At 40.0% G+C, this 14,604-nt stretch carries 14 protein-coding genes; 5 read left to right on the top strand and 9 right to left on the bottom strand.

The window, feature by feature from the left end; all coding sequences use genetic code 11:
- Positions 1–53: 53 nt before the first annotated feature.
- The 5 genes from kdpA to lepA all read right to left on the bottom strand — a co-directional run bounded on the left by kdpA (position 54) and on the right by lepA (position 7,676).
- Entirely contained in the window at positions 54–1,799 is a 1,746-nt protein-coding gene (kdpA, locus tag IQ224_RS06420; protein ID WP_194032721.1) for a potassium-transporting ATPase subunit KdpA, read from the bottom strand.
- 1,220 nt (positions 1,800–3,019) lie between these two features.
- The gene (locus tag IQ224_RS06425) at positions 3,020–3,373 is read right to left on the bottom strand and encodes a DUF4164 family protein (protein ID WP_002744319.1); all 354 of its coding nucleotides are present in this window, start codon (positions 3,371–3,373) and stop codon (positions 3,020–3,022) included.
- Between the two features lie 57 nt (positions 3,374–3,430).
- Positions 3,431–5,245, bottom strand: a complete 1,815-nt coding sequence (locus IQ224_RS06430) for an ABC transporter ATP-binding protein (protein WP_194032722.1) — start codon at positions 5,243–5,245, stop codon at positions 3,431–3,433.
- A 234-nt stretch (positions 5,246–5,479) separates the two neighbouring features.
- On the bottom strand, positions 5,480–5,809 hold the full coding sequence (locus tag IQ224_RS06435) for a hypothetical protein (protein WP_002744315.1): 330 nt from the start codon (positions 5,807–5,809) through the stop codon (positions 5,480–5,482).
- Between the two features lie 55 nt (positions 5,810–5,864).
- The gene (gene lepA, locus IQ224_RS06440) at positions 5,865–7,676 is read right to left on the bottom strand and encodes a translation elongation factor 4 (protein WP_194032723.1); all 1,812 of its coding nucleotides are present in this window, start codon (positions 7,674–7,676) and stop codon (positions 5,865–5,867) included.
- A gap of 332 nt (positions 7,677–8,008) precedes the next feature.
- Here lepA and IQ224_RS06445 point away from each other — a divergent pair, with 332 nt between their 5' ends.
- Together IQ224_RS06445 and IQ224_RS06450 are read left to right on the top strand one after the other, a co-directional pair.
- Entirely contained in the window at positions 8,009–8,239 is a 231-nt protein-coding gene (locus IQ224_RS06445) for a type II toxin-antitoxin system CcdA family antitoxin (protein WP_002732463.1), read from the top strand.
- A gap of 226 nt (positions 8,240–8,465) precedes the next feature.
- Entirely contained in the window at positions 8,466–8,741 is a 276-nt protein-coding gene (locus IQ224_RS06450; RefSeq protein WP_194032724.1) for a hypothetical protein, read from the top strand.
- A 130-nt stretch (positions 8,742–8,871) separates the two neighbouring features.
- On the opposite strand, the gene IQ224_RS06455 is transcribed toward IQ224_RS06450, so the two are convergent.
- Positions 8,872–9,126 (bottom strand): hypothetical protein, encoded by a 255-nt coding sequence (locus IQ224_RS06455; RefSeq protein WP_194032725.1) that lies wholly within the window; start codon positions 9,124–9,126, stop codon positions 8,872–8,874.
- 211 nt (positions 9,127–9,337) lie between these two features.
- Between IQ224_RS06455 and IQ224_RS06460 the strand changes: the two genes are divergently transcribed.
- The 3 genes from IQ224_RS06460 to IQ224_RS23865 are packed head-to-tail and all read left to right on the top strand — an operon-like array spanning position 9,338 to position 13,262.
- On the top strand, positions 9,338–10,750 hold the full coding sequence (locus IQ224_RS06460; RefSeq protein ID WP_194032726.1) for an ATP-binding protein: 1,413 nt from the start codon (positions 9,338–9,340) through the stop codon (positions 10,748–10,750).
- A gap of 2 nt (positions 10,751–10,752) precedes the next feature.
- Positions 10,753–13,080 carry a tetratricopeptide repeat protein gene (locus tag IQ224_RS06465; RefSeq protein ID WP_194032727.1) on the top strand — a complete coding sequence of 776 codons (2,328 nt, stop codon included), beginning with the start codon at positions 10,753–10,755 and terminating at the stop codon, positions 13,078–13,080.
- Between the two features lie 41 nt (positions 13,081–13,121).
- Complete coding sequence (locus IQ224_RS23865; protein WP_228036115.1) at positions 13,122–13,262, top strand: hypothetical protein; 141 nt, start codon at positions 13,122–13,124, stop codon at positions 13,260–13,262.
- Between the two features lie 131 nt (positions 13,263–13,393).
- Here IQ224_RS23865 and IQ224_RS06470 read toward each other — a convergent pair whose 3' ends face one another.
- The 3 genes from IQ224_RS06470 to IQ224_RS06480 form a co-directional block, all read right to left on the bottom strand.
- On the bottom strand, positions 13,394–13,684 hold the full coding sequence (locus IQ224_RS06470; protein ID WP_194032728.1) for a type II toxin-antitoxin system RelE/ParE family toxin: 291 nt from the start codon (positions 13,682–13,684) through the stop codon (positions 13,394–13,396).
- A complete protein-coding gene (locus tag IQ224_RS06475) occupies positions 13,681–13,869 on the bottom strand; it encodes a hypothetical protein (RefSeq protein ID WP_002744301.1) in 189 nt (62 codons plus the stop codon). Before IQ224_RS06475 ends, IQ224_RS06470 begins: the two co-directional genes overlap by 4 nt.
- A gap of 105 nt (positions 13,870–13,974) precedes the next feature.
- Positions 13,975–14,577 carry a DUF3782 domain-containing protein gene (locus IQ224_RS06480; protein WP_002744300.1) on the bottom strand — a complete coding sequence of 201 codons (603 nt, stop codon included), beginning with the start codon at positions 14,575–14,577 and terminating at the stop codon, positions 13,975–13,977.
- Between the last annotated feature and the right edge of the window lie 27 nt (positions 14,578–14,604).

Below are 14,604 nucleotides of genomic sequence, written 5' to 3' on the forward strand. Positions count from 1 at the left end.
CCCCACACCCTACCCCCCGGAAAAACTTTTTGCCGCAAACCCTGTCTAAACTCCTAGCCGATCATCCGGGTGATTTGAAAGGCTTCCGCGATCGGACCCAGGGCTAATATCGGCAAGAAAGTGAGCGCACCGAGAATTAAAATCACCCCCGCCGTCACGCCGGTAAAGAGTCCGGTATCGGTGCGGAGGGTTCCGGTGGTGGCGGGAACCGGTTGTTTGCGGGACATCCCATCGGCTAAGAAGAGCAGGGCTGCGATCGGGATATACCGTCCGGCCAGTAAACTAAAGGAGGTGCTGAGATTCCACCAAAGGGCTGTAATCGTCGGTTTTGCTCCATCTGCGATCGCAAGCGGTGCGGGTTGGGAATCCCCCAGTCCCTCGAATCCCGACCCGTTATTGGCGGCGGCGGAAGCGTACTCGTAGATAACTTGAGATAATCCGTGAAAGCCGGGGTTACTGATGCCCTGAAAGTCGGGAAAGGCAAGGGCGATCGCTCCGGGGATGAGGATGGCGATCGGGTGAACCAGCAGAATTAAAAAACTCGCTAACACCACTTCCCGTTTCTCAATTTTGCGCCCGAGGAATTCCGGGGTTCTTCCCACCATTAGCCCGGTGACGAATACTGCGAGGATTAGATAGGCAAACAGGTAGGCGGTGCCAGTTCCCTGGCCTCCGAAAACGATTTGCAGGAACAGATTCGAGAGGGTGGCGAAGCCGCCGTTCGGCATCAAGGAATCGTGCATGGCGATCACCGCACCGCACATGGTGGCCGTGGTAGTTACCGCGTACAGGGCCGATTGCGCCCAACCGAAGCGTACTTCTTTACCCTCCAAGTTAACCGCTCGATCGACCCCTAGTAGGGAGTTAACCGCCTGGTTGCCGTTATATTCCCCGATCGCTGTGATGATCGTAAAGCCGATGAAGATACCGAGGGGAATTAGATAGATTAATCGAGCTTGCTTGAGATTATCGGCGAAAACCCCGTAGGTATAGATCAGGGAGGTGGGAATCGAGAGAATAGCGACTAATTGCACCAGATTGACGAATCCGTTCGGGTTTTCCAAGGGGTGGGCCGAGTTGCTGGCAAAAAAGCCGCCGCCGTTTTCTCCCAATTCCTTAATAATCTCGAAGTGGGCCACTGGACCGCGGGCGATCGCCTGACTGAGGTTGGGGTTTTCTAGCGTCGGCAAGATCGCCGGGCCGGCGAGGGTTTCCGGGACCCCGGCGATGATCAGGGCCATTGCCCCCACGATCGAGATCGGTAAGAGGATACGGGTGATCGATCGGATCAGATCCACGTAGAAATTGCCCAACGGTCGCCCCGTCAGTCCCCGAATAAAGGCGATCCCCACCGCTAGACCGGTTCCGGCCGAGGTGAACATCTGGTAGCCGAGACCCCAGATCTGACTCGCGTAGCTGAGGGTGGTTTCTCCGGAATAATGCTGTTGGTTGGTGTTGGTGATAAAGGAAATCGTCGTATGTAGGGTGGTGTCCCAAGAAGGGGCGGGGATCCCCGTCGGGTTGAGGGGAAGGAATCCTTGGCCCGCAATCAGGGAAAAAACCAGAATTGCCATCACCGCGTTACTGTAGAGAACGGCGCGGAGGTACTGCCAGCCGGTCATATTCTCTTTCCCTTTCACCCCGACGAAGGTGTAGAGAAGACTCTCGACTCGATCGCACAGTGGGTCGAGTAGGGTTCTCCGTTCCATGAAAACCCTCGCCATATAGCGCCCGAAAAAGGGGGTGATTGCCACGATTATCAGGATCGTGAGCGCGATTTGAATCCATCCTTGCAACATGGTTCGATCGACTCCGAAAAAAGGCTAGTGGTCATTGAGCTTGTGGAAATGTGGCGGCTCAATCGACGGATTCGACAAGCTCACCGTCCATCGTCGACCGGTAAACTCAGGGGTTGGCTGTCTCGAAACCGCTTGAGAAAACCAAGTTTGTCTAATTATTAGCGATCGTTAACCAGTGGATGATCGAGGGATTACTATCGCCTCTGCTGGGATGATTATAGCGATTTCAGGGCAGTCGCACACAATTCTTAACATTTTTGGACTTTGGACAAAGAAAAAAAGATTTGCGTAAAATTTACGGGTTCTCCTAGACTGGTTATGGCAAATTAGTAGTTTCAATGAGCCTAAACCCTTAAATAGACTAGGATCGAACAAAGCAAAAAGCTTTTTTATTAAAATTGCTTTTTTTAATTCTGGTGAGCCTTACTTGGCAAAGCTTGTGTGGACTATTTTCTGCTAAAATATCATAGCTACTCTAGAAGAACCCTTTTACGCAAATCTAATTGGAGACAATATCTCCTCTTTCTCAGCGCGTAAAAAAGCTGAAAAATAGCGGTTCTTAGGAGCGTTTTGCCATAACCAATATTGATTCCGCACCATTGTCATCTGATTCGTTATCAAACAAAGCAAAATCAAAAAACAAAGCTGGTATTATAAACTATAAGCCAACGAACTGATTTTTCCAACAGCAACTGATAGTAACAAAAAAAGCAGGATTTTAATTGGTGTAACTTTTACGCCAATTAGGTTTTCTTTTGTCCAAAGTTTAATAATATTTAGTTCGTAGAAATATTAAGACAACCAAGAACAGTTTCCAGATAGTGATTATTCCAACCAGCAGTAAGTCGCTTGTTCTCAATGCCTACCCTGGCAGTCTTTTCTTGGGACAATAAATTTACGCCAATATGACGTATGACAGCTATATTTTCATAAATAAGAACCGAATTTAGGACAACAAGATGTTGAAGTTTGTTAATTTTTTGTCAGAAGAAAATGTTCTAAATCTCCATCATAATTTAACCAAGGTTTAATTATACAAGAGAAGAGATTGATAAAAATAGCAATCATAAAAAGCAAATCTTTAACATTTATCAAGCAATTATTTTTATTAGTAAATATTCTACACAACTCAGGCTAGATAAGCAAGAGAGCTACGCCACTACTACCGAATCACTACCCCGACAAAACTTGAAACTGTGACTAATAGCCACTGTTTAATTCTAGGGATTACCTGAAAAAAATACTTTCCAACCAGCAGTAGCGATCGCACTTGCCAAAAGAATAATTAATGTCCAAACCTGATTTTTTTGGGTTCCTTCCACTGATTTTAGGCGATTATCGATGCCCTCAACCTTTTCAGTTAACTTTGCCTGTCCTACCTCTAGCTTATTTAACCGTTCGTCGATTTTGTCAAATTTTTGGTCAAAATCTTTTTGGAGACTTTCAAATTTTTGGTCAACATCTTTTTGGAAACTGTCAAATTTTTGATTAACATCTTTTTGGAGACTGTCAATTTTCCCCTCAATTCTAGTCAAAACAGCTTCTAGGGAATAGGTAACGGTTTCGTTAGACATAGTATCAACTCCCATTAGATATATTTTCTCGGTCCGCTATCGGAGACTATTTTAAGACTAAACCAGTTCACCGCTTTCTTGCAAAGAGTGGAGACGTTGATAGATTCCCTGCTGATTTAATAATTGATCATGGCTACCGATCTCGACAATACGACCATTATCTAAGACGACAATTTGATCCGCTTCTCGAACGGTACTGAGACGGTGGGCGATAATAATTGTGGTGCGAGTGCCTAAAATGGATTTCATGGCTAGTTGAATGGCTCTTTCTGACTCATAATCTAAGCTAGAAGTGGCCTCATCAAAAACTAACACATCTGGATCGACAATTAAAGCTCTAGCAATTCCTAAACGCTGTCTTTGTCCCCCCGAAAGACGCACGCCCCTTTCCCCTACAATAGTGGAATAACCATTAGGTAACTCCTGAATAAATTCATCAACACGGGCAATTTTACAGGCTTCTGCTACCTTCTCGAAGCTAATATTAGGATTACCGTAGGTGAGATTTTCTAACACTGTACCATTAAAAACATCTACTTCTTGATGGACAATCGCTAACCGTCGCCGATACCAAGTCACATCCAAGCGACTAATATCCTCGCCATCTATCAGAATTTGCCCTTGACTCGGTTCAAAATAGCGGAAAAGTAACTTAACTAAAGTGGATTTGCCTGAACCTGATTTTCCGACTAATGCCACGGTTTGATAGGGTTCAATCAGCAGATTAATATCCTTGAGAATGGTTCTTTCTGGACTATAGCCAAAGCTAAGATTACTTAATTCTACTTTCCCCGTAAAATGATAGGGATTATCTTGGGCATGATCGGCTAAAAGACTACCGGCATCAGTGCCACTGGGTAAGTTGATAAATTCCTGTAAACGTGCCATAGAAGCATAGCGACGGGCGAAAGTTTCTGCCATTTGGGATAGGGGATCTAATTCCGCATAGGCCATACTAGCGAGGGTATAGATGGTGATAAAATGCCCGATCGAGATTTTCTGTTGAACGGTGGCTAGGAGAGTAAAGAAAAATACTCCAAATAAACTAGCTTGGACGAGGGTTTTTTCCCAAGTAATTAAGTCCACATAACCCTTATGAATGCGATAGATAACGTAGGTAAATTCTCTCTCTAAACGCTGTTTCTGACGATATAATTCCTGTCCTTCTGTGGCAAAAGCTTTGACAGTTTTGATGTTAGTAATAATCTCAGAATTGCGACTTTGGGTATTTTCGATGTGCTGATCCAGAATTCTTTCTTTTTGCATTAAATCTTTTAAATCTCTCAAAATAAAGGCTACAATTAATACAAAAGAAATAACAAAAGCGAGGGCGATCTGCCATTGAATTATCCAAATAACAATAAAGATACCCAAAACTCTAAACAATTTTGGGATCATCATTCCCGCCACTTCGGGATAAGTCCAAGTATGATTTTCTATCCCTTTGGCGATCCGGTTAGCGATGCGTCCTGGATTATTTTCATCGTAAAAAGATAGAGGTAAGGTGAGAATTTTGGCAATAATTTTTTTGAGATGATCTCGTCGCGCTCTTAAGGATATTTCCCAGTGAAACCATACACCCAGCCAAGGCTGAATTGGTGCTTTAATTACTGTAGTTAGGAAAATTAAGCCTAATAATACCGCCAAACTAACCCACTTTTCTGGGGCAAAGGGAGTTAAAATCATGGTGCGATTAACTAAAGATTGTACGAATCCATCTAAAGGTTGATCGGAAAGAACATTAAGAATCTGTCCGACAGCGTAGGGAACCATCAGATCGATAATTTCAAAGACACTGGAGGCAGCAATGCTCAAAAAGGCGGCTTTTTGATAATTGCGATAGTAACTGAGAATATCGCGTAAGGAAGCCATAACATCAAGTAAATTGCCAATTTTTAACTTCTATCTGGTAACTGCTAACTGAAGAGACTGACGGCACTTTTATGACTGTTTTTCTGGAGTTACGATTATACTTGTGATAAAATTGTACAATATATTCATTAAAATATGTGTCAATTTGATTAAATTATGCTCGAATGGGTAAAGATCAGGTTTAAGAATTAACAGTTCTGCAACACTATAAAGAGGTGATAATTTACAGATTTTTTAAGCATTAAACCAAGTTTGAGCGTTTTCTCTTTTAATTATTTCCCTATGCTCTCTATAAATATATTCAGTGACTAGGGTTTGATCAGAAGTAAATTCACCCAACCAATGATAACGAATATGATCATTGGTTAAAAATTCTACATCCCATTTTACCCCATTTACCGATGCACCATTAGCGATTCTTTTTAAATTACTAATGGCCTTTAAAATAGAGGTTTTTCCTGCACCTGAGATACCGACTAATAAATTCAAATCTGGAAAAAATTTGCAAGAATCTATACTTAATCCAGAGGATAAATCTTGATAGGATAATCTCAAAAGTTTCATAATAATTCCCCACTGCTAAAAGTAAAAAGGGTGAGTTAATTCTCACCCCTAGACTTTACTGAGGATCGAGTTTTAGGACTGCCATAAATGCCTCCTGGGGGACATCAACAGTTCCGATCGCTTTCATCCGTTTCTTCCCTTTTGCTTGCTTGTCTAACAGCTTTTTCTTGCGGCTAATATCACCACCATAACACTTAGCTAAGACATCCTTTCTTAAAGCGGGAATATGTTCACTAGCGATAATTTTAGAACCAATAGCTGCTTGAATGGGAACCTTAAATTGATGCCGGGGAATCAATTCTTTTAACTTTTCAGTTAAAGCGCGACCAACATAATAAGCTTTATCTCGGTGAACGATCATCGCTAAAGCATCAACGGGATCACCATTGACCATAATATCTAATTTAACTAGCTCATTTTCCCGATAGCCAATTAATTGATATTCCATACTAGCATAACCGCGCGATCGAGATTTTAATTGATCAAAAAAGTCCGTCACCACTTCCGCTAAAGGTAACTCATAAATCAAAGCGGTGCGAGTTTTAGTAAAATAACGCATATCCTTGAAAACTCCCCGACGACTTTGACATAATTCCATCAAAGCGCCTACATAGGTTTCCGGAGTAATCATTTCCACTTGGATATAAGGTTCCTCAATTTTTTCCCGTTTTTGTGGGGAAGGTAACAAACTAGGATTATCCACTTCGACAATTTCCCCATCGGTGGTAGTAACCCGATAAACTACCGAGGGAGCAGTGGTAATTAAATCTAAGTTATATTCCCTTTCTAGTCTTTCCTGGACGATTTCCATGTGTAGCAGTCCCAAGAAACCGCAACGGAAACCAAAACCCATGGCGCTAGAAGTTTCCGGTTCGTAGGATAGAGCTGCATCGTTTAATTTTAACTTTTCCAGGGCATCTTTGAGATCGGCATACTGATCGGCATCGGTGGGGAATAATCCGCAGAAAACCATCGGTTTTGCTTCCGTATAACCGGGTAAAGGCTCTTTTGCCGGTTTAGCGGTTAGAGTAATCGTATCACCCACCCGGGCATCAGCAACAGTTTTAATCGCAGCTGCCAGATAACCCACTTCTCCCGCGTGCAGTTCATTTACCTGTACCTGTTGCGGTGATAAAATTCCCAATTCATCGATCACAAATTCTTTACCAGAAGCCATAAAACGAATTTTATCGCCCTTTTTCACCCGACCATCCATGACGCGGAAATAGACAATTACCCCTCGATAAGCGTCGTAATAACTATCAAAAATTAAAGCTCGGAAGGGTTCTGCGAGGGTATCTTGGGGAGGGGGAACCAATTGGACGATCGACTCTAGAATATCATTAATACCGATCCCAGCCTTAGCCGAGGCCCGAATCGCCTCACTACAGTCTAAACCCACCACTTCCTCGATTTCCGCTGCGACTCGTTCCGGTTCGGCACTGGGTAGGTCGATTTTATTTAAAACTGGGATAATTTCGAGGTTATTTTCCAGTGCTAGGTAAACATTGGCTAAAGTTTGCGCCTCTACTCCTTGGGACGCATCCACAACTAATAAAGCTCCCTCGCACGCCGCTAGAGACCGAGAAACCTCGTAGGAAAAATCCACATGGCCGGGGGTATCAATCAGATTGAGAACGTATTTTTGACCATCCTTAGCGGTATAATCCATGCGTGCCGCTTGTAACTTGATGGTGATACCTCGTTCCCGTTCCAAGTCCATATTATCGAGAAATTGTTCTTTCATCTCCCGTTGGGCTACGGTTCCCGTAATTTGCAGGAGGCGATCGGCGAGAGTTGATTTACCATGATCGATATGAGCGATGATGGAAAAATTGCGAATGCGAGAAACGGGAACGTCAGTCATCGTGGTTCACTGCTGGCAAAAGTCAGGGGTTTATAAAATTTTAGATTCCTTAATTCATTGTAGAGGTAAAGTCTCTAAGGCTGGAGCAAAAGTGAAAAGTAAAAGGTAAAAAAGCTAAACTGCAAGTATAGTCAGGGTTTCGGCCTTGGCTTCCCCTCTCGGCATCCACAGGAAACTAGGGTAGGCTTGATTATGGTGACAAAATCAGGCAAAGGGCAATGGCTAAGGAAAGGCTCTATGATTTGTCCAAATCGGATTACTATAGATAAACTCTTGGATGAGAATCCTCGACTGACGGGTAGAATGATAGATAGCAATCATTAATAGAGCTTATGAACGACAATGCTACACCGACTCAGCGCACGGCGGAGAAAGTTGAAATCGCTATTCACCTTGACTCGGAAGTTTTAGACCAGATTAAACACCTGACTAACGATCCTAGTCGCATTATCGAAACAGCGATTAAACAGTGGCTAAGAGGAGAGAAACAACCGGATGAGGACTTAACCCGTCATCTTCGACGCAATCCCCCCGTACCACCCAAAGGGGAATGGAATGACTAAGATTTTTCAGTCTCTAATAGGTTATTTCCCGACGGAGAGACTGAAATATTTTCTTAGGTCAACTATTGACGGTAATTGAGATTTTTTCCCCAACTAAGCTGGTCATACTAAATTCGTTGAGTATAGGCTAGATATCAGGACAGGCAAAAGGGGGAATAGATAATCAGTTTTTAATAAACGGATTTAGGATCATTTTGCTTGGGTACTGACAGGAGGAACAAAACTGATGCGGATAGAAATTGAAGGAGCCGATGCTATCAAAGTTGCTCAGGAGATCCTAGAGATGGAAGGGGTGCAAGGTAGCTACGAAGTTATCTCCGAAGTGGAGAAAGAGGGAACCCTTGCTACCATCGCCACTATCATCGGCATTATTAGCGGAACAATCGCCATCGCTGAGAAATTTTACCAATTAAAGCGAAAAATTGACTCTCCTGAAACCCCGAAAATCGAACGAGTGTTAATTGTCAGCAAAAACGGCGATCGCCTATCCATGAGCTATTGAAAACGTGATCGCCTTTGAGTGTAATCCCAATTAAAGTTAGAAAAAGCAAGCGATTAAAGCACAAGCCAGAGAAGTAAAAGCAAGGCAGAAAATTTGGCCATCTTGTTTAAGCTTGGGCAATAATAAGACGTTAGTGAGTAGCAGCGTTATTATTAACGTTGCTAGAGGACAAAGGAGAAACAAGACGGTTATTAGATAGAGTAGCGGCAGATTTTTCATTGTCACAACGGATTGTGGAAAGTTGAGGAGGATTAACATTACGATCTCGGTTAAGCTGGTAGTTAGCGCAGGTGGCACAGCAGGAGATAATCACTACGATTTGCACTAAAACAGTCGGAAATTCGTAGCGAGTCAGTTTTTGGAAGTGTTTGAAAAAAATCATCATTAGGTTTTCTCCAATTATTGGTTACTACATCAAATTATTGCTTAAACTTTTGATATTTTTAGTTCAGAAATGGCTCTTGTTTATGGCTCAAAATATCTTTTAAAAAAATGAACTAAATACTGAGCCAAAAGTGAGCTAAAACTATGTTGACACCATTTAAAATATGTATTATCGTGAAAAATAAGTAATTTAAAATTTGAATTGGGTTAATATGGCAGCTACTCTTCGGGCATCTCAGAAAGGTTTAGCTATAGTTGATGGACTACGGAAGCTCAAAGACTGGGGCAGACAATCTCCGTCTTGGGCCATGTCTGTCAATTATGGAAAGGGTCTTCATCATTTAAAAAGATTTTGGAGACGGGAACCTATTGACTCGGATGTTTTCAAGGAAATTTGTACCGTCGTAGGGGCCGATTGGGAAAAGATCGTTGATAGTGGTGATGAAAATATTGTGAAAAATTCTCCCCATTTCTCCCAGTATGATCAAGCATGGGCTGGCAGAAACGAGTTGATTTTAGAATTACTTGAAAAACTAAATAGTGGCTGTCGTTTACTTATTCTGGAAGGTATTACAGGAATTGGGAAAACCGCCTTAGCTGAATGCTTGGCTAATAAGTTATATGTGAATTTTTTAAAAGAAAATTGGAAACGATTTTTAATTGATCGTTTTGATGTTGATTCTAAATCTTCTGACTTTAACAGTACGGCAGTTCGCTGGCTGGAAGGCTGGGGAGAGACTATTTTTGGAGATGATAGAAAAAATGATCTTTTGATGCCGCGCCTGTTGTATAGATTGAAAAATAACCCTTATCTTATTATTTTAGACTCTTTAGAATTTATTCTTGAAGGTGATGAAGAAGAAGGCTGGGGAAATTTTAAAGATCAAGAGTGGGTCAAATTTTTTGATCAATATCTAGATGGTGACTGCGCTAGTCGAATCATTATTACCACCCAAGAAAAATCTAAGCAATTCAATCCGAAATATGAAGGCAGTTACTGGGATTACTATATTTTAAAAGGTTTGACTGCATCGGAACAGTTAGAATTATTTGAAAATCTGGGTTTAGAAGCCAATGATGATGCAAGTAATCGTTCTTATTTGCTACGCATTGGATCGGTTTACGAAGGTCATCCTTTAGCTCTAAAAGTCATTGCAGGAGAAATTGGAGATGTAAAATATAACGGAAATTTAAAAGTTTATTGGGAAGAGTATGGAAAAGAAATAGAAGAAGTTGAAAAATCTATAGAAGAAGCTCATACTCAAGGGATGATTAGCTCAAAAGATGATCAGTGGCGATTAGATAATTACAGTAAAGCTCTGCGTGAACGAGTCAGAAAACGACTCGATATAACTTTTGAAAGATTAAAAGATGATTCTTATAATGCTTATTATTTACTATGTGCCAGTTCTTTATATCGTATTGCTGTCAAAAAATCATGGTGGTTACAACAATTAGATGATTTAGACTGTGACCGGGATGAACAAGAATCAGCATTTGACATTTTAGAGGATCATTTTTTAGTTGAATGGGAAAATGGTAGTGGTTTGGTTCGACAACATAATTTAATTCGCAGTCTAGCATTAAAACATCTAAAAAAAATAGAGGAAGAGGAGGAAAATTAAAAATGGAATGGAACGATATAAGGTTTACGTTAGATGCTTTTAAGGTTATTAGAGCCGCTCAAAGTCAGGCGCGGGAGTTGGGGCATAAATATGCTGGCCCTGAATTTTTATTGTTGGGACTCTTACAAATTATGTCGGAGTCTCATACGTTTATTTTAAATCAATTTCCCTTGGATTTAGATGTAATTCATTTAGAGATTATTAATGTCATCGGTATCGGATTTAATTCTCCTCGAAAAAGTTATAAACCAGCTTTTACGCTAAAAGCTAAAAATGTTATTGCTAAGGCAGTTGCAAAAGCTCATCGTGATAAGCTAGGATTCATTTCAAGCATCTATTTATTGTGGTCTTTATTACAAGATACAGATAATTTAGGCGTTAAGATTTTAGAAAGTCTCAATATTAATATTAATCTTTTAAGAGATAAGGTACAGAAAGAATTAGATAAACATAAAGCTTCTATTCAGTCTGTGAGTCAATTAAAATTGTTGCCGATCAATCAAAATTTGCTATTGGAAAATACACCTAAATTATCTGAAAATTCTAAGGATATAAGTCATGTGCAAGTACCTGATTATCTAAAGAATAAATCTCCTGATGAAGCTGAATATATTCAAGCAGTTTTATCTTGTTTGGAGATAAACCCAACAGAATTAAAATCAATGAAAAAGACTAAGCGTCGTCGTTATCGTATAATTCTACAGTTTTTAACTGATAATTCGGATAATACTACTATAAAAACTCCCTTTAGTTTAATAGCTAGAGATGAAGAAGATTATGAAAAAGTACCTAATTTAAAGACGATTGAGCATTATTTACAGATTTTTAGTCATTTATGGGAAGACTTGCAAGAATATGACAAGGCAATTTTGTTTTTATTTATTCCACTTAAACATATTAATAATTTTAAGCTGTGTAAACAACTTCATGAATGGGGGTATTACGAGGAAGAAAAAGATATTTATGAATCCATTCTTTCCATTAAGAGCGGCGATGAATCCGCCTTAGATTATAGTCAGGATTCAATTACGACACTACTATTGGCAAAAGCTTATGAAAGGACAGGTCAATATAAGAAAGCACATGAATCCATCAGGGGGTTGTTATTTCATTACTCTAGTCCTCCTCATTTAATTTCTGAGGATGAACTCAAACTCTACAGATATTTTGATATTTATGACAATACCAACTATCAAAACTTCTATTATCACTATTTTTTTAAAACTCGCTTAGTAGAGGCAAGTATTCTGGCTTCTCTTGGCTTATTAGGTGAGGCTGCTGATGAATATGAGAAATGCTTTAATAAAAGTCAATGGCTTGAAGAAACAGGTGTTACTCAGAAATTTGGTTATACAAGTTTAGCTAATTTAGAAATTAAGATCAATGCTTTATTAGGGTGTGGCGATTGCTATTTTAAAATTAAAGATTATGATAATGCAATGAAGCGTTATAGTTATGCCCTTCATTTACATCACGATTTTATGATAGATGATGAAAATGATGATCTTATACTAGGTAACACAAATAATCATGCAATATTGGATAGTTTATTTGTCCCAGTTACCCTGGGTGTTGCACAAACTTATCGAGTCTATAAGCTGTATTCTGATGCTAAAATATACTATGAGATGGCACTTTCTTCACTTAAAGTTAAGAATAAATATTTTTTTTCACGCTACTCACTAAAACGTAAAAGTTTAAGAATAGAATGTTTAACTGGAATTGGTAAAATTCATTACGATCAAAAGCAGTATCAACAGGCTATTCCTCTTTTTGAGGAAGCTTTAGAAATTGTAAAAGAATTAGAAGACTTACAAAATGAAGCAATTATTTACTCTCAATTAGCAAATGTTTACTTTTATCTTAAAAACTACCAAATTGCCAATGAATACTATCTTCTTTTTGAGAGAAAAATATGCAATCTTCCTTTGTTGGGTTACGATGTTGTTGCCATCTATTCAAATTGGAGTAAAGTTTTAAGAAAACTGAGAAAATACACAAAGTCGAAATACGCTAAAAATGTATCTCTTCACTTTAAAAGTGTTATCAAAAGAAATTTAGATACTTTAAAAATGAAGCGCAGAGTAAAATTTGAAGCTAGAAAACTTGACTTTGAACTTAACATTTCAAATCCAATGTTGAGGTGGCTTTACGGGTTGTGGAATCAATTTGAAAATGGCTTGTTTCTTTTTTGTACATATAATGGTCGAGACCTAAAACCTTTGATCGATTTATTAATAATTTTAATTTCTATTCCTTTTCTTGTTGTTCTTTTACCTATTAGTATAATCGTCACTATTTGGGAAGAAATGACTGAGAGCAAAGATTGAAAATAGACTTGAAATGTAAATAGTCAATTTTTAACAATAATATGATCGCATTTTTTCATCCTATTTTAAAGAGCGATCGCGGGTTTCAATGGATAATTATCAACTATTTACTACTAACTATCAATATAGAAGACAGAAGCGCAAATGCCAACTTAACCACTGCCGCCCCGATTTTTTTGTAGTATGCTACCTGCTAGAAAGTTATGAGTAAGAAAATGTTTGTGTTCTTTGTGCCTTTGTGGTTCTTTCTTGCCCTTTTTGGTAATCTTCACTGCTGCCATTAATTTACTTCCCCAATGGTCTTGGATTATCGTTAGTCCTGTGGATTTTCAATATTTCGGGCAGCATGAAGTACCGCAATAACATCGATTTGCTCAGGCTTGATATAATAAATTATGCGATAAGAACCCTCGATAACTTCTCGGATCTGCTCAGTTTCAAACTCCGGAACAAGACAACCCGAAAAGGGAAAATTAGCGATCTGTTCTGAGCGTCTAGTCAATCTTTCAACCAGTCTTTGAGCATATTGAGGGGAGTTTTGTGATATGTAGTTGTAGATGGCTGATAAATGATTAACGGCGGTTTCTGTCCAGAAAACTTTCATGGCTCTAGCTTGAACTTAGTGCGTACCTCTGCCACAGAAATAACCTTTCCCGCCTCACTATCGGCTAACCCGGCTTCAATTGCCTGTCTCACATAAATCTCATACATCAAATCATCCCATGTAGAATTATCTGGCAATTTATCGATTAAATTTCTGGCTTTTTGTTTAATATTTTTTATTTCCATAATGGTTTCCCAAATGACTCCTGACAGTTTACATTATCAACTATTCATTATTAATTAAAAGGGCGATCGCAGAATTACATCTTCTTAAAAAAGAGATTAAACACCTTAAGCAAAACCCAAAGGTTGAAACTGAGCATCATTGATAATTTTAACCGTTTCCCCCGACTGCTTAATCACAAACAAACCGCGCCGATAGGCATAGACATCTATCCCCTCGTCAATTTCAATACCCGCCACTGCCCCATAAACCCGAAACTCTCGAAATTGGGGGAAAGCAACCTTAAATCGCTGTAATCGGCTGACAAAATCATCTACATCATCCCTCGACAGTCGAGATTTACATTCCACAGCCACCAACTCGCTCCCATTCACCGCCACAATATCAATCTCCATTGCTGCCCCAGAACGCTTACTTTTCAAGCGACTCATCGTTTGGGTGACATCAATGCCCCGTTCCTGAAATAACCTGACCACCGCAGGCTCCACCAGTTCTTCAACGAATCTACCCCAGCGCGTTGTTAGATTATTAACTGCTTTGGTGGTTTCTTGTACCTGTTTTTTTAATTCTTCCATCGTGCGATTAGCTTCCTCTCTGCGGCGATCGGCTTCGGCACTGCGGCGATCGGCTTCCTTTTGAAACTCGGCAAATTGGGCCTCAGTTCTTTCAAATAACTTGTAAATATCGGCGATCGTTACAGCGTCTGACATAGGAAGATTCTTCAAGCTTGAGAAGTC

It is taken from the genome of Microcystis sp. LEGE 00066 (assembly GCF_015207925.1).
GTDB lineage: Bacteria > Cyanobacteriota > Cyanobacteriia > Cyanobacteriales > Microcystaceae > Microcystis > Microcystis ichthyoblabe_A.